Annotated in this window: 17 protein-coding genes; 4 read left to right on the top strand and 13 right to left on the bottom strand. The window is 71.5% G+C overall.

Annotated elements, in window-relative coordinates:
- The first annotated feature begins 5 nt into the window (after nucleotides 1-5).
- Nucleotides 6-1,187, top strand: coding sequence for an ROK family transcriptional regulator (locus BLR04_RS02945; RefSeq protein ID WP_218128698.1), 1,182 nt, complete (start codon nucleotides 6-8; stop codon nucleotides 1,185-1,187).
- On the opposite strand, the gene BLR04_RS02940 is transcribed toward BLR04_RS02945, so the two are convergent.
- The 4 genes from BLR04_RS02940 to BLR04_RS02925 are packed head-to-tail and all read right to left on the bottom strand — an operon-like array spanning nucleotide 1,157 to nucleotide 5,896.
- Nucleotides 1,157-2,665: a glycoside hydrolase family 3 protein gene (locus BLR04_RS02940; RefSeq protein ID WP_090759217.1), complete on the bottom strand. Its 1,509-nt coding sequence runs from the start codon at nucleotides 2,663-2,665 to the stop codon at nucleotides 1,157-1,159. The two genes, BLR04_RS02945 and BLR04_RS02940, sit on opposite strands and share 31 nt — an antisense overlap.
- A gap of 44 nt (nucleotides 2,666-2,709) precedes the next feature.
- Complete coding sequence (locus BLR04_RS02935) at nucleotides 2,710-3,561, bottom strand: carbohydrate ABC transporter permease (RefSeq protein ID WP_090759215.1); 852 nt, start codon at nucleotides 3,559-3,561, stop codon at nucleotides 2,710-2,712.
- Nucleotides 3,558-4,571: a carbohydrate ABC transporter permease gene (locus BLR04_RS02930; RefSeq protein WP_090759213.1), complete on the bottom strand. Its 1,014-nt coding sequence runs from the start codon at nucleotides 4,569-4,571 to the stop codon at nucleotides 3,558-3,560. Before BLR04_RS02930 ends, BLR04_RS02935 begins: the two co-directional genes overlap by 4 nt.
- Before the next feature lie 2 nt (nucleotides 4,572-4,573).
- Nucleotides 4,574-5,896 carry an extracellular solute-binding protein gene (locus BLR04_RS02925; protein WP_090759212.1) on the bottom strand — a complete coding sequence of 441 codons (1,323 nt, stop codon included), beginning with the start codon at nucleotides 5,894-5,896 and terminating at the stop codon, nucleotides 4,574-4,576.
- A 136-nt stretch (nucleotides 5,897-6,032) separates the two neighbouring features.
- On the opposite strand from BLR04_RS02925, the gene BLR04_RS02920 reads away from it, so the two are divergent.
- From BLR04_RS02920 to BLR04_RS02910, 3 genes are all read left to right on the top strand, one after another.
- Nucleotides 6,033-7,181, top strand: a complete 1,149-nt coding sequence (locus BLR04_RS02920; protein WP_090759210.1) for an ROK family transcriptional regulator — start codon at nucleotides 6,033-6,035, stop codon at nucleotides 7,179-7,181.
- Nucleotides 7,182-7,193: 12 nt separating this feature from the next.
- Entirely contained in the window at nucleotides 7,194-7,856 is a 663-nt protein-coding gene (locus tag BLR04_RS02915; RefSeq protein ID WP_090759208.1) for a M15 family metallopeptidase, read from the top strand.
- Between the two features lie 74 nt (nucleotides 7,857-7,930).
- Complete coding sequence (locus BLR04_RS02910) at nucleotides 7,931-9,016, top strand: carboxylate-amine ligase (protein ID WP_090759550.1); 1,086 nt, start codon at nucleotides 7,931-7,933, stop codon at nucleotides 9,014-9,016.
- 136 nt (nucleotides 9,017-9,152) lie between these two features.
- Here BLR04_RS02910 and BLR04_RS02905 read toward each other — a convergent pair whose 3' ends face one another.
- From BLR04_RS02905 to BLR04_RS02865, 9 genes are all read right to left on the bottom strand, one after another.
- The gene (locus BLR04_RS02905) at nucleotides 9,153-10,937 is read right to left on the bottom strand and encodes a gamma-glutamyltransferase family protein (RefSeq protein ID WP_218128708.1); all 1,785 of its coding nucleotides are present in this window, start codon (nucleotides 10,935-10,937) and stop codon (nucleotides 9,153-9,155) included.
- Nucleotides 10,938-10,987: 50 nt separating this feature from the next.
- The gene (locus BLR04_RS42550) at nucleotides 10,988-11,956 is read right to left on the bottom strand and encodes an ABC transporter ATP-binding protein (protein WP_342672253.1); all 969 of its coding nucleotides are present in this window, start codon (nucleotides 11,954-11,956) and stop codon (nucleotides 10,988-10,990) included.
- Nucleotides 11,953-12,918: an ABC transporter ATP-binding protein gene (locus BLR04_RS42545; RefSeq protein ID WP_090759204.1), complete on the bottom strand. Its 966-nt coding sequence runs from the start codon at nucleotides 12,916-12,918 to the stop codon at nucleotides 11,953-11,955. The genes BLR04_RS42550 and BLR04_RS42545 overlap by 4 nt, the downstream gene beginning before the upstream one ends.
- Entirely contained in the window at nucleotides 12,915-13,772 is an 858-nt protein-coding gene (locus BLR04_RS02890; RefSeq protein WP_090759202.1) for an ABC transporter permease, read from the bottom strand. The genes BLR04_RS42545 and BLR04_RS02890 overlap by 4 nt, the downstream gene beginning before the upstream one ends.
- Nucleotides 13,765-14,724: an ABC transporter permease gene (locus BLR04_RS02885; protein WP_090759200.1), complete on the bottom strand. Its 960-nt coding sequence runs from the start codon at nucleotides 14,722-14,724 to the stop codon at nucleotides 13,765-13,767. The genes BLR04_RS02890 and BLR04_RS02885 overlap by 8 nt, the downstream gene beginning before the upstream one ends.
- On the bottom strand, nucleotides 14,724-16,343 hold the full coding sequence (locus BLR04_RS02880) for an ABC transporter substrate-binding protein (protein WP_090759198.1): 1,620 nt from the start codon (nucleotides 16,341-16,343) through the stop codon (nucleotides 14,724-14,726). Before BLR04_RS02880 ends, BLR04_RS02885 begins: the two co-directional genes overlap by 1 nt.
- A 179-nt stretch (nucleotides 16,344-16,522) precedes the next feature.
- Nucleotides 16,523-17,185: a GntR family transcriptional regulator gene (locus tag BLR04_RS02875; RefSeq protein WP_090759196.1), complete on the bottom strand. Its 663-nt coding sequence runs from the start codon at nucleotides 17,183-17,185 to the stop codon at nucleotides 16,523-16,525.
- Between the two features lie 221 nt (nucleotides 17,186-17,406).
- Complete coding sequence (locus BLR04_RS02870; RefSeq protein ID WP_143021939.1) at nucleotides 17,407-19,197, bottom strand: hypothetical protein; 1,791 nt, start codon at nucleotides 19,195-19,197, stop codon at nucleotides 17,407-17,409.
- A complete protein-coding gene (locus tag BLR04_RS02865; RefSeq protein WP_090759191.1) occupies nucleotides 19,188-19,937 on the bottom strand; it encodes an ABC transporter ATP-binding protein in 750 nt (249 codons plus the stop codon). The genes BLR04_RS02870 and BLR04_RS02865 overlap by 10 nt, the downstream gene beginning before the upstream one ends.
- Between the last annotated feature and the right edge of the window lie 1,155 nt (nucleotides 19,938-21,092).

The following is a 21,092-nucleotide window of genomic DNA, read 5'->3' as shown; positions in this document are numbered from 1 at the left end:
TCAGCGTGGAGCGACGCCCGGGTGTGCCCCGACTGCTCAGGGAGATCAACGACCGGGCCGCGCTGGAGCTGCTGCTGGCCACCGGGCCGATGACGCGCGGGCAGATCGGCGACCTGACCGGGCTGTCGAAGGTCACGGCCTCGCAGACGCTCGCCCGGCTGGAGGAGCGCGGCCTGGTGCAGGTCGTCGGCACCCAGGCGGGCGGCCGCGGGCCGAACGCGGCCCTCTACTCCGTGATCCCCTCCAGCGCGTACGTCGCCGGTGTGGAGGTCGGGCCCGACCTGGTCTCCGCCGTGGTCGCCGACATCAACGGGCACACGATCGGCACGGCCTCGCTCGCCTCCGACAGCCACGACGACCCGGTCGCCGTCGTCCACGGCGCCCTCGTGAAAGCCTGCCGCGGCGCGCGGATCAGCGTCTCCAAGCTGCGCGGCGTCGTCATCGGCACCCCCGGCGTGGTCGATCCGCGCAGCGGCGACATCCGCTTCTCCTTCGACCTGCCCGGGTGGCACGAAGGCGTCCACGAGGCGCTGGCGGGCCATCTGCGGCGCGAGGTGACGATCGAGAACGACGTCAACCTCGCCGCCGTCGCCGAACGCGCAGACGGGGCCGCCAAGGACGTCGACGACTTCGTGCTGCTGTGGGCCAGCCGCGGTCTCGGGCTCGCCATCATGCTCGGGGGCAGGCTGCACCGGGGGCTCACGGGCAGCGCGGGCGAGATCGGTTACCTGCCGGTGCCCGGCGTGCCGCTGCCCGAGGACATCCGCACCCCGCCCGGCCGGCTGCCCTCGCTCGCGGGCGGCCTGCAGTCGCTGGTGAGCGCCGAGGCGGTGACCGAGCTGGCGCGCGGCCACGGGTTCACGGCCGGGAGCGCAGGGGAGTGCGTCGAGGTCGCCGTGGCCGCCGGGGCCAAGGGCGAGCCGCTGCTCGACGAGATCGCCCATCGGCTGGCCCTCGGGGTGGCGGCGGTGTGCGTGATCCTCGACCCCCGCCTGGTCGTGCTGGCCGGCGAGGTGGGGCACGCGGGCGGCGCCGCGCTGACGACGCGGGTGGAGGAGGCCGTGGCCCGGATCTGCCCCGTCCGTCCCGAGGTGGTGACGACGACGGTGCAGGACCGCAACCCCGTCCTGCGCGGCGCTGTGCTGGCCGCGCTGGCTCAGGCCCGTGAGGAGCTGCTCGCCTCCTGAGCGGTCAGGTCGACCTGCTCTTTCCTGGCGGTGAGGAGTTCGACGGCGGCCTGGGCGTTGGGGCGGGCGGCGCCGTACGTGGCGATGTGGGCGGCGTGGGCGGGCCGCCACACCGGCAGCCCCATCTCGATCACCGTCGTGTCGGGGCGTGCGGCGACCAGCGCCGACACGGTCTCCCTGCTGGACGGGTGGCGGTGGGCGTCCTTGACGACGACCACCAGCGAGCGGTTCGCGGCCTTCTCCAGCAGGCCGGGGACGTCGGCGGCGGCCGGGGCGACCCGGACGATCTCGGCCTGCGGCAGCCATGGGCCGAGGCCCCACGGCACCTCGCCGACGGCGATCGTCGGCGGGGTGTCCACCTCGACCACCAGCGGCTCGACGAGCGGCTCCAGGGCGCCGGTCAGCCGGACGGCGCGACGCGCGGCGTCGAGACCCAGGGCGTCGAGGTCCGCGGTGGTCGCCGGGCCGGTGGGCGTCAGGGGGGCCGTGAACCAGTCGCGGAGCGCCGCCACGCGGTCGGCGGCCTCCTCCAGCCGGGACGCGGGCAGCCGGCCGTCGGCCACCGCCGCGACGATCCCGGCGATGATCTCCTGGACGTCCTCGTACGAGGGCAGCGGCCCCAGGCACAGCAGGTCGGAGCCGGCCGCGATGCTCCGCACGGCCCCACCCGCGAGGCCCACGCTCCTGGTGATGGCCTGCATGTCGAGGGCGTCCGTGACGACGACGCCGTCGTACCCGAGCTCGCCCCTGAGGAGCCCGGTGAGCGCGGCGCCGGACAGCGTGGCGGGCGTCTCGCCCGTGAGCGCCGGGACCGCCACGTGCGCGGTCATCACCGAGCGGGCGCCGGCCGCGATCGCCGCGCGGAACGGCGCCAGCTCCCGTTCGCGCAGCAGGTCGAGGTCGACGTCGACGACCGGGACGGCGAGGTGGGAGTCGACGCGGGTGGCGCCGTGGCCGGGGAAGTGCTTGACGCAGGCGGCCACCCGTACCGACTGCAGGCCCTCGACGGCGGCGACCGTGTGGCGGGCCACCAGTTCGGTGCCGGCGCCGAACGAGCGGGTGCCGATCACCGGGTTGTCGGGCTCGGTGTTGACGTCGGCGCTGGGCGCCATGTCGAGGTTGACGCCGCAGGCGACCAGCTCCGCGCCGATCGCCCGGTAGACGCGGCGGGTGAGCTCGACGTCGTCCACGGCCCCCAGCGCCGCGTTGCCCGGGTAGCGGCTGCCCTCGTGGTAGGCCAGGCGGGTGACGTCCCCACCTTCCTCGTCGAGCGAGATGACGGTCTCACCGGCTCCCCGCAGCGCCGTGGTCAGCTCCCGCAGCCGGTCGGGCCCTGCCACGTTGAAGCCGAAGAGCGTGACGCCTCCCAGGCCCTGTTCCAGCTCGCGCAGCACCCAGTCGGGCGCCGTGGTGCCCTGGAAGGCGACGAGCAGTGTGCCGGCCGCGAGGCGGCGCAGCCCCCGATCACTCTGACTCATGGCTCCTCATCGGTGGAAGGAGGGCAGGCCCGTGCCCCCGTGGTTCAGCCCTTGACGGCCCCGGCGACCAGGCCGGAGACCATGCGGCGTTGGACGAGCAGGAAGAAGGCGACGACCGGGAGGGTCATCAGGGTGGAACCGGCCATGATGGCGCCCCATTCGACGCCCTTCTGGCCGAAGAAGTACTGCAGGGCGACGGGCATCGTGTACCCCTCCGAGCCCGACATCAGGTAGAGCGCGAAGACCAGGTCGTTCCATGCGGTGATGAACGAGAAGATGCTCGTGGCCACCAGCCCCGGGGCGACCAGCGGGAAGAGCACCCGCCAGAAGGTGGTCATGCGGCTCGCGCCGTCGATCCAGGCGGCCTCCTCCAGCGTCTTCGGCACCGCGGCGACGAACGTGCGCAGCATCCAGACGCCGAACGGCAGCGTCAGCGCCACCTGGGTGACGATCAGCCCGATGAGCTGGTCGCCGAGCCCGACCCGCTTGACCATCATGTACAGCGGGATGAGCAGGCCCTCGGCGGGCAGCATCTGCACGATCAGCAGCACCACGAGGAAGACGCTGCGGCCCTTGAACCTGAAGCGGGCGATGGCGGTGGCCGACAGCAGGGCGAAGGCCGAGCCGATGAACACGGTGCCGAGCGCCACGATCGCGCTGTTGCGCATGTAGAGCCAGATGGAGTTGTTCGCGACGCCCTCGGTCAGCACCTTCGCGAAGTGCTCGAAGGTGAAGTGCGTCGGGAACGGGATGAACTCCGTGGTGAAGATCTGGTCGTTCTCCTTGAAGCCGGTGGAGACCATCCAGTAGACGGGGAAGGCGGCGTACAGGAAGACCACCACGCCGGCCGCGTTCAGGAGGATCTTGCCGAGTCTCTTGCGGGCGAGCGGGGTCACATCTCCTCCTGCTTCACGATCTGCCGTACGTACACGACGGTGACGACGAGCAGGATGATCGTCAGCACGACCGAGATCGCCGCGCCGGTGCCGAGCTTCTGCGGGGGCCTGAAGGCCTCGGCCACGGCGTACATGGACAGGTTGAAGCCGTCGCGGTTGGTGGGGCCGTTCATCAGCACGTACAGCTGGCTGAACACCTTGAAGTCCCAGATGATCGACAGGACCGTCAGGACGGCGAAGACCGGCTTGAGCAGCGGCAGGGTGATCTTCCTGAACGTACGCCACGGGCCCGAGCCGTCGACCCTGGCCGCCTCGTACAGCTCGGTGGGGATGCCCTTGAGCCCGGCGAGCACCGAGACAGCGATGAACGGGAAGCCGGCCCACACCACGCACACGACCAGCGCGGTGTAGAGACCGGGGGTGTCGTTGAGCCAGGGTGTGCCGGTCCAGCTCGGCTGCCCGTCCGGCGGGGCGGCCAGCCAGTCGGGCAGCAGGTTCAGCGCCCAGTTGACGATGCCGGCCTCGGCGTCGAAGAGTGAGCGCCAGATGACGCCCTGCGCCACGGGCGGCACCGCCCAGGCGAACATGCAGCCGATCACCACGAAGAGCGACATCTTCTTGCCGAGCCGGTGCAGCAGCACGCCGACCGCGGTGCCCACGATCAGGGTGAGGCTGACGGCGACGAAGGCGAACACCACGGTGTTGCGCAACGCCGACCAGAAGATCTCGTTGCCGAGGACCCGCTCGAAGTTCTCCAGGCCTACCCACTCGGCCGGTCTGGTGCCCCTGACCTGTGCCAGGCCGACCCGCTGGAACGCCATGACGCCCAGCTGGAACATCGGGTAGAGCAGCAGGCCCGCGATGACCAGCAGGCCGGGGACGAGCAGGACGTACGGGATGCTCCAGTCAGGGAGTCCGCGGGTCCGCACCCTCCCGGAGCTCTTGTCGCGCCGGTTGCCCGGGGCGGGGGAGGAGCCCCCGCCCGGGGTGACCGTAGTCGTGTCCGCCATCGCTACTGGTTCAGGATCTCTTCGAGTTCCTTGTTGGCGTCAGCGAGAGCGGTCGCGGTGTCCTTCTTGCCCTCGATGACGGCCCGCGCCGCGTTCTGCAGTACGGCCTTCGTGGCGTCGGCCTCGGACCAGTTGGGGTCCGCGGGGAAGGCCCTGGCCTGGGCGAACGCCTGGGCGAACGGGCCCTGCGCCGGGTCCTCGTTCAGCGCGGTCAGCGTGTCGGGGTAGACCGGGAGCAGGCCGCCCTCCTTGGCGTAGCGGTCGGCCCATGTCTTGCTGGTCGCGAGCTTGATGTACTCCTTGCCGAGGTCGGCCTGCTCGGTGGTGCCCCAGAGCGCGATGTCGTTGCCGCCGAAGAAGGACGGGGCCACGCCGCCGCTCTTGGCGGGCAGCGGGAAGAAGCCGAGCTTGTCGCCCTTCAGCTTGCCCTTGGAGTCCTCCTCGATGCCCGGCAGGTCCCAGGCGGCGGTGAGGTACATGGCGACCTTGTTGTTGGCGAAGCGGGTACGGATGTCGACGGTGTTCTGCGTCAGGTTCGCCTTGCCGGACAGTCCGTCGGTCACCAGACCGGTGTAGGTCTCGAAGCCCTTGGTGAAGCCGGGCTCGGTGAGCTTGCCGACCCAGCGGTCGCCCTCCTTGACGGCGTACTCGCCGCCCTCGGACCAGGCGAAGGCCGCGAGCAGGTGGTTGGCGTCGGAGCCGCCGTTGAAGGCGAAGCCGTCCACGCCCGCGCCCTTCTCCTTCTGGATCTTCTTGGCGGCGGCGACGAGCTCGTCCCAGCTCTTCGGGACCTCGATCTTGAGCTCCTCGAACCAGTCCTTGCGGTAGAGCACCGCGCGGGCGCCGGCGCCCCACGGCACGGCGTAGATCTCGTTGTCCACGGTCTCGTAGCCGTAGAGGTTCTCGGGGATCTGCGCCCGGTCGCCCTCGCGGGCGATGTCCGTGATGGGGGTGAGCGCGTCCTGGCTCTGCCACATCGGCACCTGGTCGTTGCCGATCTCGGTCACGTCCGGCCCGGTGCCGGTGGCGGCGGCGGCGAACTTGTCGGCCACCTGCGGCCACGGGATCCACTCGAGCTTGACGTCGGCGCCGGTCTTGGTCTTGAACTCGGCGTTGAGCTCCTCCATGTAGGAGGCCGCGGCCGGGTTGCTGTCTCCCAGGCGCCACACGGTCAAGGTCTTGCCGGCGTACGCGGGGCCGCCGGCCGAGGCGGCGCCGGCGTCGGGTGAGGACGTGGGGGGTGCTTCACTGGACCCGCAGGCGGCGAGGCCCAGGGCCAGAGCGGCCGTGGTGACCGTAGTGGCTGTGATCTTCGCGATCCTCACAGGGTTCTCCCTTCCCGGGTGCTGGCCTACGGTCCGCACCAGGCTGATCGTCAATGCCGAACGATGCTGGTAAACTAACAAGAAACTTTCTTAAAAGAAACGCCCGTTAGCCGATCGTGACGAGAAGGGTGCGCCGATGAGTCGAGACCCGGGGACCCCCCGGCTGCTGCGCCGGCTGAACGATCGCGCGGCGCTGGAACTGCTCCTGGGAGACGGCCCCCTCACCCGAGCCGAGCTGGGCGAGCGCACCGGCCTGTCCAAGGTGACCGCGGGCCAGCTCCTCGCCCGGCTGGAGGAACGCGGGCTGGTGGAGGTCGCGGGCGAGCGCGCAGGAGGCCGCGGACCGCACGCCGCGCTGTATGCCGTCGTCCCCTCCTCCGCGTACGTCGCCGGCCTGGAGGTGCTGCCCGACAGCCTGCGCGTCGGCGTCGCGGACATCACCGGCAGGACCGTCGTCGAGATCACCGTCAACCCCTCCGACGTCGGCGACCCCGTACGGGCGGTGCACGACGCCGTGCGGCGCGCCTGCGACACCGCGGACGTCAGCCTGGCACGCCTGCGCTCCTTCGTCATCGGCACGCGCGGAGTCGTCGACCCGGTCACCGGCGACGTGCGCTGGGCGTACGACCTGCCCGCCTGGCACGTCGGCGTGCTGGCCGGCCTGCGCGAGACCCTCGGCGCGTCCGTGACCATCGAGAACGACGTCAACCTCGTCGCCCTCGCCGAGCACGAGTACGGCGCCGCCGCAGGACACGACGACTTCGTGGTGATCTGGGCAGGCGTCGGCCAGGGCCTCGGCGTCATGCTCGGCGGCAAGCTGCACCGCGGCATCTCCGGCGGCGCGGGCGAGATCGGCTGGCTGCCCGTCCCCGGTGAACCGCTGCCCACCGAGGTGTCCGCGCCGCAGTCGGGCTCGTTCCAGCGCCTGGTGGGCCACGCCGCCCTCACGGGCCTGGCCGAACGGCACGGCGTGACCGGCGACAGCGTGCCCGACATGGTGCGTCGCGGTGACGAGGGCTTCCTCGACGAGGTGGCCGCGCGGCTCGCCGTGGGGGCCGCGGCCGTGGCCGTCGTGCTCGATCCCGGGCTCATCGTGCTCAGCGGCGAGGTCGGCCGCGCGGGCGGCGAGCGGCTGGCCGCGAAGGTGGAGGAGGCGGTGGCCCGCGTGTGCCCGAGCAGGCCCGCCGTCGTCACGACCCGCGTGGACGGCAACCCGGTGCTGCGCGGAGCGCTGGTCGCGGCGCTGGGACAGGCCCGCGAGCAGGTCTTCTCCGACACTGTGTGAGAATCCTTGCCCATGTGGAGCTCCCCGAACGACGTCGTGCTGATCTCCGACCCCCGTGTGACCTCGATCCCGGTGCAGGAGTGCGGCGAACCCCTGGCGGACGTGCGCGGACGGCTGCGCGTGGACACGCGGCTCGCCGACGACGCGGGCGCCTACGCGCACCTGCGGGCCGGTCTGCTGAGCCGCCTCGAGCACGCCGAGAGCCTGCTGCCCGACGGCTACCACCTGCTCGTCGTCGAGGGCTACCGCCCGATCGCCACGCAGCGCGACATCTTCGAGGGCTACCGCGCCGAGCTGCTCGCGACGTACCCCGAGATGACGGAGGCCGAATCGCACGTCGCGGCCAGCCGTTACGTCTCCCCGGTCGAGGTCGCCCCGCACACCGCGGGCGCCGCCGTCGACCTCACCCTGTGCTCGCCGGACGGCGTCGAGTACGACATGGGCACGCAGGTCAACGACAACCCGGAGCAGAGCGACGGAGCCTGCTACACCGGCGCCCCCGGCATCTCCGACGACGCCCGCGCCCACCGCAAGCTGCTCGCCGCCGCCCTCGAGCCGGCCGGCCTGGTCAACTACCCGACCGAGTGGTGGCACTGGTCGTACGGCGACCGTTACTGGGCCATGGTCACCGGCGCGCGCCACGCCGTCTACGGGCCCGTGGAGCTCACCGGCTGACCAGGTTCCCCCACACCGCCGCACGGGCACCAAACCTCCGTACGGAGAGTTCCGGACTCCCCTGCGAGGTGGACATGGTTCCGCTCATCGGGATCGAGGAGGAATACCTCGTCGTCGATCCCCGCACCCGCCACGTATCCCCCCGGGCGGCCGACGTGCTGGCCGCCGCCGCGGGCGTGCTGGACGTGGTTCACGAGATCACCCGATTCCAGGTGGAGGCCCGCACGCCGCCCTCCGCCGACCTCGGCGAACTGGGCGCGCAGCTGCGCGCCCTGAGGAAGGAGGTTTCGAGCGCGGCCCGCTCGTGCGGCCTGGCCGTCGTCGCCTGCGGCATGCCCGTCCTCGGTGACGTGATGCCGCCGCCGCTCACCGACGACGACCGCTACCTGCAAGGACGCGTGCTCTACGGCGCGCTGCAGGACGAGATCAGCATCTGCGCCCTGCACGTGCACGTCGACGTGCCCGACCCCGAGCACGCCGTCTACGTCGGCAACCATCTGCGGCCCTGGCTGCCGACCCTGATCGCCCTCGCCGCCAACTCACCGTTCTTCGCCGGCCGCGACACCGGGTACGCGTCCTGGCGGGTGATCAGCTGGGGGCGCTGGCCGGTCTCCGGGGCGCCGCCCTACTTCCCGTCCTACGGGGCGTACGAGGTGGCGGTGCGGTCGCTGGCGGAGTCGGGCGTGCTGCTCGACTCCAAGTCGGTCTACTGGGACGCCCGTCCGTCGCCCAATCTCCCGACGGTGGAGGTCAGGGTGGCCGACGTGCCGCTCGACGTGGCCGACAGCCTCACCCTGATCGGGCTCACCCGCGCACTCGTGATGACGGCTCTGGAGGCCGTCGCGCGGGGCGATCGGGGGATGCCCGTCCCGCAGGAGGTCCTGCGCGCCGCCTACTGGCGGGCGGCCCGCGACGGGCTGCAGGGCGACGGCCTCGACGTACGCCACGGGACGCGCGTCCCGGCCGCGGTGCTGGCCGGGCGTCTTCTGGAGCACGTACGGCCGGCGCTGGCGGAGGCGGGCGACCTGGCGTACGTCCAGGAGGGCCTCGACCGGCTGCTGCGCGCCGGGTCGGGAGCCGCGCGCCAGCGACGGGCCTACGCCAGGGATCACGACCTCACCGAGGTCGTGGACGATCTGATCACGGCCACCGTCGCCTGACCAGGGCGACCGGCACCAGGCCCAGGCGAGGGCCAGGCCGGGGCGAGAACCCCGGCGCGAGAGATGGGCCAGGCGGGTGCCGAGGAAGCCGCCCGCCGGGCTTGGCCGGATCCCGGCCCCCACCCCACGTGAACGGTCAGCGGCCGACGGCGTACCCCTGCGAACCGCGCGGGTTGGCCGCCGCCTTGAGGAAGTCGCCGTCCCTGGCCACGGCGCTCAGCCGGCCGAGCGACCATGACTCCTGCACCTCCACCTCGTGCCCACGGCGGCGCAGCTCGGCGACGACGGCGGCGTCCACGCGGTCCTCGACGTGCAGCACGCCGGGACGGGAACCGCGCGGGTAGAACGAGCTCGGGAAGTGCTCCGTGTGGAACATCGGCGCGTCGACGGCCTCCTGCAGGTTGCGCTTGCCGTGCACGACCGACAGGAAGAAGTTGACGCTCCACTGGTCCTGCTGGTCGCCGCCCGGCGTGCCGAACGCCAGCCACGGACGGCCGTCCCTGAGCGCGAACGACGGCGACAGCGTCGTGCGCGGACGCGCGCCGGGACGCAGCGAGCCGGGCAGGCCGTCCTGCAGCCAGAACATCTGTGCCCGCGTGCCGAGGCAGAAGCCCAGCTCGGGAACGGTGGGGGAGCTCTGCAGCCAGCCGCCGCTGGGCGTGGCGGAGACCATGTTGCCGAACCGGTCGACGACGTCGACGTGGCAGGTGTCGCCCTTGACGGTGCCGTCGGAGGAGATCACCTGCTCGCCGGTGTCCACCCGTCCCACCGTGGGCTCGCCGACCCCCTGCGGGGCCCGCGCGCCGGACAGGCCTGGCGCGCCAGGGATCGTGGCCGGGTCGGGGTAGACGGGCAGCCGCGGCGCCCGCCCGCCAGGGGCTCCTGGACGCAGTTCGAGGCTGGCCTCGGCGCCGATCAGCCGCCGCCGCTCGTCGGTGTAGGACGCGTCCAGCAGGTCCGCTATGGGCACCTCGGTGTCGCCGTACCAGGCCTCACGGTCGGCGAAGGCCAGCTTGGCCGCCTCGGTGACCGTGTGGATCCAGTCGGCGCTGAGGTGGCCCATCGCGCCGAGGTCGTGACCCGACAGCAGGGCGAGCTGCTGCAGGAACACCGGCCCCTGGCCCCACGGGCCCGTCTTGCACACGGTGTGGCCGCGGTAGTCGAACGTCAGCGGCTCCTCGACGCCGGCCCGCCAGTTCGCCAGGTCGTCGCCCGTGAGCAGGCCGCCGTGCACCTCGCCCGAGCTGTCGCGCCAGGCCGTCTTCTGGCAGAACTCGGCGATCGCCTCGGCGACGAACCCCTCGTACCAGGCCTTCCTGGCGGCTTCGAGCTGGCCCTCGCGGGTGCTCGACGCGGCCTCGGCCTCGGCGACCAGCCGCCGGTACGTCCGCGCCAGCACCGGGTTGGCCAGCTTGCTGCCGGCCGCGGGGACGTTGCCGCCGGGCAGCCAGGTGGCGGCCGACGTGCTCCAGTCGTCGGTGAACAGGTCCTTGACCGACTCGATCGTGGTGGAGACCCGCTCCAGCACCGGCACGCCGTGCTCGGCGTAGTGGATCACGGGCGCCAGCACGTCGGCCAGCGACCAGGTGCCCCACCGCTCCAGCATCAGCATCCAGCCGCCGAACGCCCCGGGCACGGTGGCCGCCAGCAGACCGGTGCCGGGAACGAGGTCGAGGCCCAGCTCGGTGAAGCGCTCGATGGTGGCCGCGGACGGAGCGACGCCCTGCCCGGACACGACCGACACCTTCTGGTCGGCCTCGCTCCACAGCAGGATCGGCACCTCGCCGCCGGGACCGTTCAGGTGCGGCTCGGCGACCTGCAGCACGAATCCCGCGGCGACCGCCGCGTCGAAGGCGTTGCCGCCCCGCTCCAGAACGCTCATGCCGGTGGCGGAGGCCAGCCAGTGCGTGCTCGCGACCATACCGAAGTCACCCGACAGCTCGGGCCTGGTGGTGAACAAGATCTCTCCTTCTATCGGGTCGCGGCCGCGTCGGGGACGCGATCCGCCGTTACCAGGTGGCACGCGGCCGGATGGCCGTTGCCACGCGGGTCGTGCAAGGCCGGTTCGACGCTACGACACTCGTCGTAGGCCAGCGGGCACCGGGTGTGGAACCGGCAGCCGGAGGGCGGGTCGAGCGGGCTCGGCACGTCACCGCCGAGCACGATGCGGCGCCGTTCGCGCTGCCTGACCGGGTCGGCCACGGGCGCGGCCGACAGCAGGGCCTGCGTGTACGGGTGCCGCGGCCCGGCGAAGATCTCCTCCGTCGGGCCCGACTCGACGATCCGGCCGAGGTACATGACGGCGATCCGGTCGGCCAGGAACTCCACCACCGACAGGTCATGGGTGATGAACAGGCACGAGAACCCCATGTCCTTCTGCAGGTCGGTGATCAGGTTGAGCACCGACGCCTGCACCGACACGTCCAGCGCCGACACCGGCTCGTCCGCGACGACCAGTTTGGGCTCCAGGATCAGCGCGCGGGCCAGCCCCACGCGCTGCCGCTGCCCGCCGGACAGCTCGTGCGGGAAGCGCGAGCGCATCTCCTGGCGCAGCCCCACCTTCTCCAGCATCTCGGACACCCGCCGGGAGGTCTCGCGGCGGTCGGCCACCTTGTGCCGCAGCAGCGGCTCGCCGACGATCCGCTCGATCGTGAAGCGCGGGTTGAGCGAGGAGTAGGGGTCCTGGAAGACCATGTGGACGTCGCGCCGCAGCGGGCGCAGCGCCCGCCGCGACAGGTGGGTGATGTCGCGACCGCCCAGCTCGATCGTGCCCGAGGTGGGCTCGGTGAGCCGCAGCACGCACTTGCCGACCGTCGACTTGCCGCTGCCCGACTCGCCGACCAGCCCGAGCACCTCGCCCTCGCCGATCTCCAGCGACAGGCCGTCCACGGCGCGTACGGGGCCGTAGTGCTTGACCAGGTTGTCGATCTTCAGGATCACGACTGACCTCCGGGGTGGAAGCAGGCCGCCAGATGCTCCTCGCCCTGGCGGACGAGCGGGGGCCTGGACATGCGGCAGTCGGTCTGGACGCGCGGGCAGCGGTCGTGGAAGGCGCACTCGTCCGGGTCGGACAGCGGCGAGGGCACCATGCCGGGGATCTCCGCCAGCCGCCCGTCCACCGCCGCGGACGGCAGCGCGTTCATCAGCCCCAGCGTGTACGGGTGCCGCGGCGCGGCGAACAGCTCCGCCACCGTGGCCTGCTCGACGGCCCGCCCGGCGTACATGACGACGGCGCGGTCGGCGATGTCGGCCACCACGCCGAGGTCGTGCGTGATGAGGATGATCGCCGTGCCCAGCCGGTCGCGCAGGTCGCGGAAGACGTCGAGCACGCCCGCCTGGATCGTCACGTCGAGCGCCGTGGTGGGCTCGTCGGCGATCAGCACCCGCGGCTGGCAGGCCACCGCGATGGCGATCATCACGCGCTGCCGCATGCCGCCGGACAGCTGGTGCGGGTACTCCTTCATGCGCCGCGCCGCGGCCGGGATGCCGACCAGCTCCAGCAGCTCGGTCGCGCGCCTGTCGGCGTCCCTCCTGGACAGTTTCTCGTGGCGGCGCAGCACCTCGGCGATCTGGTAGCCGACGGTGAACGACGGGTTCAGCGACGTCATCGGCTCCTGGAAGACGACCGAGACCGACTTGCCGCGGACCTGCCGCATCTCGGCCTCGGGCAGCGTGGTCAGCTCACGGCCGTCCAGCTTCACCGAGCCCGACAGCCGCGTCGTGTCGGGCGGCAGGAGCCGCGGCACCGACATCGCGGTGACCGACTTGCCGCAGCCCGACTCGCCGCACAGCGCCAGGATCTCGCCCTCGTCCAGGGTGAGCGAGATGTCCCTGACCGCCTGCACGAGGCCGTCCTCGGTGTCGAAACCGACGCTCAGGTCGGTGATCTCCAGCAGGCTCACGGGCCACTCCTCGGGTCCAGTACGTCGCGCAGCCCGTCGCCCAGCAGGTTGAAGCCGAGCGTGGCCAGGGCGATCATCACGCCCGGCCAGATGGCCAGCCAGGGCGCGTCGCCGAGGTACTGCTGCGCGGTCGTCAGCATCACGCCCCACGACGGCGTCGGCGGCTGCACGCCGAGGCCGAGGAAGGACAGCGTCGACTCGCCGATGATCGCCGTCGGGATCGCGACCGTGGCCTGCACGATGAGCGGGCTGGCGCAGTTGGGGAGCACGTACCGGAAGATGATGTGCGCGTCGCCCGCGCCGTCGGCGACGGCGGCGGCCACGTAGTCCATCTCCCTGATCGCGAGCACCTCGCCGCGGGTGATCCGGATGACGGCGGGCAGCTGGGCGAAGCCGAGCGCCAGCACCACGCCCTTCAGCGAAGGTCCGATGATCGCCGCCAGGCCTACGGCGAACACCAGGAACGGGAACGCGAGCGTCACGTCCACCAGGCGCATCACGATCGGGTCCAGCCAGCGCCGGTAGAACCCGGCGACCAGCCCGATCGGGATGCCGACGGCCATGGCCAGAGCCGTGGAGAGCACCCCCGCCTGGAGCGAGACCTGAGCGCCGTGCGCGATGCGGGCGAAGGCGTCGCGGCCGAGGTCGTCGGTGCCCATCGGGTGCGCCGCCGACGGCGGCGCGAGCGTGGCGAGGTAGTCCTGCTGCGCCGGGTCGCCCGTCACGAGCGGGCCGACCAGCGCCAGCAGCAGGAACCCGGCCACGAGGACGAGCCCGGTCATCGGCATCGGCCGCCGCCGGAAGCGCCGCCACATCCTGGCGCGCCGGAGCGGCACGGCGATTGCGTCAGTCATGGCGTGCCCCCGAGAGCCTGATCCGCGGGTTGAGGAAGGCGTAGGCGACGTCGACCAGCAGGTTGACCAGGACGTATCCGGCGACAGTGACCAGCACCACCGCCTGGATGACCGGGTAGTTCCTGGTCAGCACCGCGTCCACGGTGAGCTTGCCGAAGCCCGGGATGACGAAGATCTGCTCGGTCACCACCGCGCCGCTGATGAGCGCGCCCAGCTGCAGGCCGAGGACGGTCACCACGGTCGTCAGGCTGTTGCGCAACGCGTGCGCGCCCACGACCTTGGTCTCCGACAGGCCCTTGGAACGTGCCGTCCGTACGTAGTCGGCCGACAGCGCGCCCAGCATGGCCGAACGGGTCTGCCGCATGAGGATCGCCGCGAAGCCGGCGCCGAGCACGAGCGAGGGCAGGATCATCCGCTGCAGGTTCTGCGCCGGGTCCTCGCTGAACGGGACGTAGCCCGAGGCGGGCAGCACGCGCCAGGTCACCGCGAACAGCAGGATGCCGAGCAGGCCGAGCCAGAAGTGCGGCACCGAGAGGCCGGCGAGGCCGAACCCGGTGGCCACGTAGTCGGCGGTCCTGCCGCGCCGGACGGCCGCCACGATGCCCGCGCCCACGCCGATGACGATCGCGACGAGCATGGCGAGTGCCGACAGCTCCAGCGTCACGGGGAGCCGCTGGGCGATGATGTCGATCACCGGCAGCTGGTCCTGCGTGGAACGGCCGAAGTTGCCGGTCAGGGTCTGGGTGACGTAGTCGAGGTACTGCGCGGGCAGCGGCTTGTCCAGGCCGAACTCCTGGCGGATCGCGGCCACCACGGCGGGCGACGCCTCGTCGCCCGCCATGACGGTGGCCGGGTCGCCGGGCAGCGCCCTGATCCCCAGGAAGATCAGGACGCTGCCCATGAACAGCACGATGACCGCCGACCCGCAACGCCGAAGGATGAACCAGAGCATTACGCGGTGAATCCGGCCGTCACGAAGCGGGGCAGGCCGTCCTTGAAGTACTGCACGCCGGCGACGTTCTTGGCCGTGCCCAGGTAGTACTTGCTGTGGTACAGGTACAGGACGCTGCGCACCTGCTGGATCTTCGCCATGGCCGAGCCGTAGAGCTCGGTGCGCTTGGCGAGGTCCGTCTCGGCGGCGGCTTGCTTGATCGGGTCGTCGACGCCCGGCTCGGACATGCCGCCGTAGTTGTTGCTGCCGCCGGTGGTGACGATGTTGGTCAGGTTGCCGTCCGGGTCCACGCGGCCCGACCAGCCGAGCAGCATGACGTCGAACTTGCCGGCGCGGCCCGCGTCGAGCGTGGTGACGAACTCGGCGGTCTGCACGCTCACCTCGAAGCCGACCTCCTTGGTCATCTGCTGGATGACCTGCGCCAGGCGGATGTTCGTGGCGTCGTTCGGGGAGGTCAGCGTGACCTTGATCGGCGTCGGCACGCCGGAGGCCTGGACGAGCTGCTTGGCCTTGGCGACGTCACGCTTGGGGCACTGCAGGTCCTTCGGCCGGTACGGGCTGTCGACCGGCACGGGGAGGCAGTCGGGCTCGTACAGGCCGTTGTACACGGTCTTGTTGATCACGTCGCGGTCGAGCGCCAGCTCGAACGCCTCACGCAGCTCAGGGCTCTTGCCCAGCGGAGTGTCCACCTCGCCGTACTTCTCGGTGGAGCCGCTGACGTTGCCGACGTTGATCTGCATGCCGTAGTAGCCGAGCCCGCCGCCGGCGACGACGGCCAGGTTGGGGTCGTCCTGCACGCCCTTGACCGTGGTCGTGGCGAGCTGGTCGGCCACCTGCACGTCGCCCGACTTCAGGTTCGCGGCGCGGACGTTGGGGTCGACGATGATTTTGTATACGAGCTTGTCGAGCTTGACCTTGGCGGCGTCGTAGTAGTCGGCCGCCTTCTCCAGCGCGATCTCACTGCCGGAGGTGCGGCTCGCGAACTTGAACGGGCCCACGCACACCGGGTTCGCGCCGAAGTTGTCGCCCTCGGCGTCCAGGGCCTTCGGCGACATGATCATGCCGGCGCGGTCGGCGAGCTGCGCGGTGAGCGGCGTGAACGCCTGCGTCAGGGTGAGCCGTACCGTGGCCGGGTCGACGACGGTGACGTCGGAGACCGCGGCGAGGTCGGCCTGGCGGGCCGACTTCTCCCACGTACGGTGGCGGTCGATCGACTTCTTGACCGCCTCGGCGTCCATGGTGGTGCCGTCGTTGAACTTCAGACCCTCACGAATCTTGATCGTCACCTCCTTGCCGTCGTCGGACAGCTCGGGCATGGCCGCGGCGAGCTGGGGGACGAGTGTCGAGGACGCGTCGATGTCGTAGAGCTTCTCGCACATGTTCGCGAACACCTCGCGGCCCACCAGCGTGGTGGAACTGCTCGGGTCGAGTGCGTCCGGATCGGCGTTGAGCGCCACGTTGAGCGTTCCGCCGGCCTTGACCGGCCGGTTGTCGGCCGAGGCGTCTGCTATGGAAGGAGGGGCCGTGGGCGTGGTGCTCGAACTGCCGCCGCCGCCGCAAGCCGCCAGGGCGAGAGGAAGTGTGGCGAGAACCGCAACGAGCCTGGGGGACGGTCTCATTCTGGCCTCCGTAGAAGGGTTTAGGAGACTGTATACAAGACCTCACATTTCACTGGCGTTTCATAGCGCTATGTTGTTATCTGAGCGTTTTCTAATCGTTCGGGTGGTTCACCGGGCGCGGCCTGCCTTTGATGCCGGGTGGCTCACCGGGCACGGCCGGTTTCTGACCGTCGGCCGGCTTACCGGGCGCGGCCGGTTTCGGCGAGGAACGACCGGCGGGCCGCCGCGACGTGCGCGACGGCGCGCGCCTGCGCCTCGTCCTCGTCGCCCGCGGCGACCGCCTCGCACAGGCTCAGGTGCTCCGACCAGGAGTCGCCCTTGCGCGCGGCGGCGGTCCGGTTGAAGACCCACTGCGCCCGCTGCAGCATCGGCTTCATCATGAGCGTCAGGTACGAGTTGCCCGCCGCCTCGGCGACGGCCAGGTGGAAATCGGTGTTGTAGTCGGCGACCTGCTCCAGCCGCCCGGCCTCGACGGCCTCCCTGGCCTGCTCCAGCACCCGGCGCAGCCGGTCGGCGGCGGCGGGGCTGCGCTTGCGGGCCGCGAGGCGCGCCGCCAGGCCCTCGACCGCGATGCGCACGTCGAAGAGCTCCTCGGCCTCCTCGACCGACAGCACCGCGACGGTCGCGCCGATCCGGGGGACGACCTGGACGAACCCCTCGGTGGACAGGATTCTGATCGACTCGCGTACCGGGTTGCGCGAGACGCCGAGCGCCGCCGCCAGCCTGTCCTCCACCAACCGTTCGCCCTGACCCAGCTCGCCTGACAGGATGCGGCGGCGAAGCTCGGCGGTGACCTCGTCGCGCAAGGTCTGGTGGGACGCGCCCAACGTCATATCGCTCATAAGGGCACTAATCGTATACAGCGCCCGCACCACCAGCGCCCGCCCACCACCTCCACCGCCGGCCCGGCGCCCGTCCACGCGGGTCCCGGGACGCGAGGACCTGGCGAGTGCTCGCGCGGTTCCCGGGAGGCGAGGATCCGTGTGGCGAGCACTCGCGCGGTGCCCTGGATGTCAGGACCCCTGCGGGAAGTGCCCGCGCGGGCGCGTCGCGCCGGCTTGTCCTATGGTGCGGCCTCCTGAGGCTCTTCACGGGCCTCAGCCCGGGCGCCGGCGGCCTGCTTCTTCGCCTGACGCCAGAGCAGGAACCCTGTCGTGTACATGCCCAGGCCGAGCAGCACCATCACGATCGCCGTGGGCCAGCGCAGCGCCGGCGGCATGTGCGTGGCGAGGAACCAGGTGTGCCCGAGCTGCCCGTCGGACAGCATCGTCATCGCCACGACGCCCTGCGGTATGAGCGGGATCGCGCCGAGTGTGATGCAGACCATCACGATGAACTCGCGCGGCTTCGACATCTTCGGCATCGCGAACGAGGACTTCCCGGTGATGCTTCCCGGACGCCGCCCCGTACGCATGACCTGGAGCAGCTCCGCCCCCCTGGCCGTCAGCCGCCGCTCCGCCAGCAGTCCGAACCCCCAGTAACACAGCACACCGGTGGCCACCCCGACCGGCACGCCCCACCAGCCGAACATCGCCGCGACCGTCACGGCCGGCGCCGCGCTGCACGCCACCAGGAGGAGCATGAGGTACGCCATCCCGGTCAGGCTGCCCTCGTCCTCGGAGGTCCGCAGCGGGTTGCCGCCGCGGTTGCGGGGATCGATGCCGGGGACGAGCCCGTACACCGAGACCAGCAGCACCAGCCCCGCCCCGCCGCCGAGCAGTGCCGGCGTCGCCGACAGGACCAGCGGCCACGGACCACCCGTGACCAGCGTGAACGCCACCGTCAGCAGCACGGCGACCGGCCCCACCGCCGCCAGCCAGGCCAGCTGCCGACCTCGTACGTCGGACGCGCCGGGCGTCAGCAGGGTGAGCCAGTGGGCGGTGCCGTCGGTGCCGTACGTGTTGGCGGACAGCGACGCCGCCATCGCGATGAAGATCGGCCCGGCGAGCGGCAGCATGTCGGGGATCCCCAGCGCGAGCGGCGCGGCGGCGAAGCACACACCGTACGTCAGCGCGAAGGCCATCTGATGGGTGCGCACCAGGTCACGGGTCCACGTACGTAGCTCCTTCGCGATCACCGCCTGCCGCGCCGTCGCCGCCCGCATCGGCCTGCGGCCCCGGGTCGAGGGCCGGTCAGCCCCCGTACGCCGGGTCAGCAACGCCGCCCACGCCCCCAGCAGCAGCACGATCAGCACGGCCATCGCGACCAGCGCCAGGAGGTTGCCCTCGACCGCCAGCAGCCCCCACCCGGACGGCAGGTAGCGGACGAACTCGGGGATCTGGCCGCCCTGGCCGAGAGCCACCGCGAAGACCCAGCCCTGTCCGAGGATCGCGAGGATCACCCCGTTGATCACGCCCGCGCCGATCGCCCCGACCCTGGAACCGAGCGCCACGCCGAGCAGCGCCACCGCGACCCTCGACAGCAGGACGAACACGGCCAGCTGCAACACCATCGCGGGCACGGCCACGACCACCCCCACGACGCCTTCCCGCGTCCCGGCGACCACCAGCCCCGCCAGGGCGAGCAGGCTGACCACCGGAGCGACGCCGATGAACGCCGCCGTCAGCAGCCCGGCCGCGAGCCGGTACGGGCGCAGCCCGATGGCCGAGAAGAACTCGGGGCGCAGCGACTCGTCGCCACCTCCGGAGAAGACCGGGCCGATGATCCATCCGAGCATCCAGACCGCGTACGCGGCCGGCAGCCAGTCACCGTCGAGGAAGGCCAGGTAAACGGTGCCGCCCGCGATCAGGACACCGAGCACGCCCGCCGACGACATCGTGCTGCCCTGCGGACCCTTGACCGCGTGGCGCAGGATCGCCAGCTTCATCTGGACCAGCGTCATCACTACAGCCATGACAACCCCTTGGCGGCCGTGGAACCCGAACCGACCAGCTCGACGAACCTGTCCTCCAGCGTCGCCGCGCCGCGTACGTCCTCCAGCGTGCCCGCGGCCGCCACCCGGCCCTTGTCGATCACGCCGACGTGGTCGCACAGCTGCTCCACCAGCGCCATCACGTGGCTGGACAGCACGATCGAGCCGCCGCCCTCGACGAACCCGCGCAGGATCCCCTTGATGGTCGCCGCCGACACCGGGTCGACCGCCTCGAACGGCTCGTCCAGCACCAGCAGCCGAGGCGCGTGCAGCAGCGCCGTGGCCAGGCCGATCTTCTTGCGCATGCCGGTCGAGTACTCGATCACCAGGGTCTTCTCGGCTCCCTCCAGCTCGAGCACCGACAGCAGTTCCGTGGCGCGTTCGGTCACCACCTCTTTTTTCAGCCCGCGCAACAGCCCGAGATACGTCAGCACCTCGCGCCCGGTGAGCCGCTCCGGCATCGCCATCCCGTCGGGCAGGACGCCGACGAGCTGCTTGGCCGTCGCCGGGTCGGACCACACGTCCGCCCCGAAGATGCGCGCCGTCCCGGCATCGGGACGCAGCAGTCCCACCGCCATGGACAGCGTGGTCGTCTTGCCCGCGCCGTTCTGCCCGACCAGCCCGTAGAACGAGCCCTGCGGCACGGTCAATGTGACACGGTCGACAGCGACCTTCTCCCCGTAGGCCTTCACCAGGCCGTTGATCTCCAGAGCCGCAGTCATGGGTTGTCTCCTGGTCGCGATGGTCGGAGGGACGACCGCCTCACGGCCGACCGGCTCAAGCGGTCACCCGCGCCTCGTAGCACGGGGCCGATCACCCCACACCCGGCCCTGAACCGACCACGAACGATCGAAGGCCTGCCGTGGACGGTCGTGGGGCGTCGTGCATGGTGGTGCTTGCCGAGGATGACCGCGGGCGTGCCGTGGGCGGTCAGGCGATTGTCATGGACGGTTGTGCGGATGTCGCAGCCGGTCGTGGACCGCCGTGCACGATGGCGCGACTGCCGAGGATGCCCGCGAGCACGTCGTGGGCGCTCGTGCATTGCCGTGGATGCCTGCGGGGTCGCCGCGGCTGGTCGCGGGAACGCCGCCCGTGGTCGGTGGGAACGCCGCGAGTGGACGTGGGCATGCCGTGTCGCGAAGGTAGCGACCCACCGCGCCCGCCGCGCCTCCGAGTACGCGTCGGCTTCCGTTCCGCGACGCCGGGCGTGGTGGTGGGAGTGCGCTCTTTCGAAGGCCGTGACCCACTCGGCCCGCCGCGCCTCGAAGTATGCGTCGGCTTTCGTGGTGGGACGCCGCGGGTGGTGGTGGGAGCGCGGTGGCGGGTCGTGGGCGTGTGGCGTTGGGAGGGTCGCGAACCTCTCGGCCGCAGCTTCCGTGCCACTTCGGAGTGTGTCTCGACTTCCCCGGCCCGCCGGCGCACGGACCCGGGCGGATCGGGCTCGCGGTAACGCCCGTGACGACTGCCAGGACAGGCTACGAGGGTCGACGCCCGCGACGCTTAACGCGGCTGGACCCGCCACGAGGCCGCCGACGTCGGCGGCGCGGCAGCGAGACGTCGATGGCACCGTCGATCCGCCCTCCGCTGATGACCACTCCAGTCACGGCGTGGACCAGCCGTGCGACGTGCCTGTGCCGTCGGACGCCTCTCGGGCGAACGCCCCGGGGTCTGACGCCACGCCTAGTAACATAACGATCATTCAGTTGCTGCGTAAGCCCTATTTTTCTTTCCTTGTCCGGCCTCCCGCACAGCCCTGGCCGCCGCCTGCGTTGCCCATCGGCCGTCACAGCCCTATGGGGCCCGGCTGCCAGGACCACACGTCGCAGGGCCACCGCCAGGCAACGCCGAAGACGGCCCTGGGAAGACAACTCCCGGGT

Origin of the sequence: Nonomuraea maritima, assembly GCF_900100395.1 — a bacterium.
Lineage (GTDB): Bacteria > Actinomycetota > Actinomycetes > Streptosporangiales > Streptosporangiaceae > Nonomuraea > Nonomuraea maritima.
Note: the sequence above shows the minus strand (reverse complement) of the source record. Positions and strands in the feature narration are given on the sequence as shown.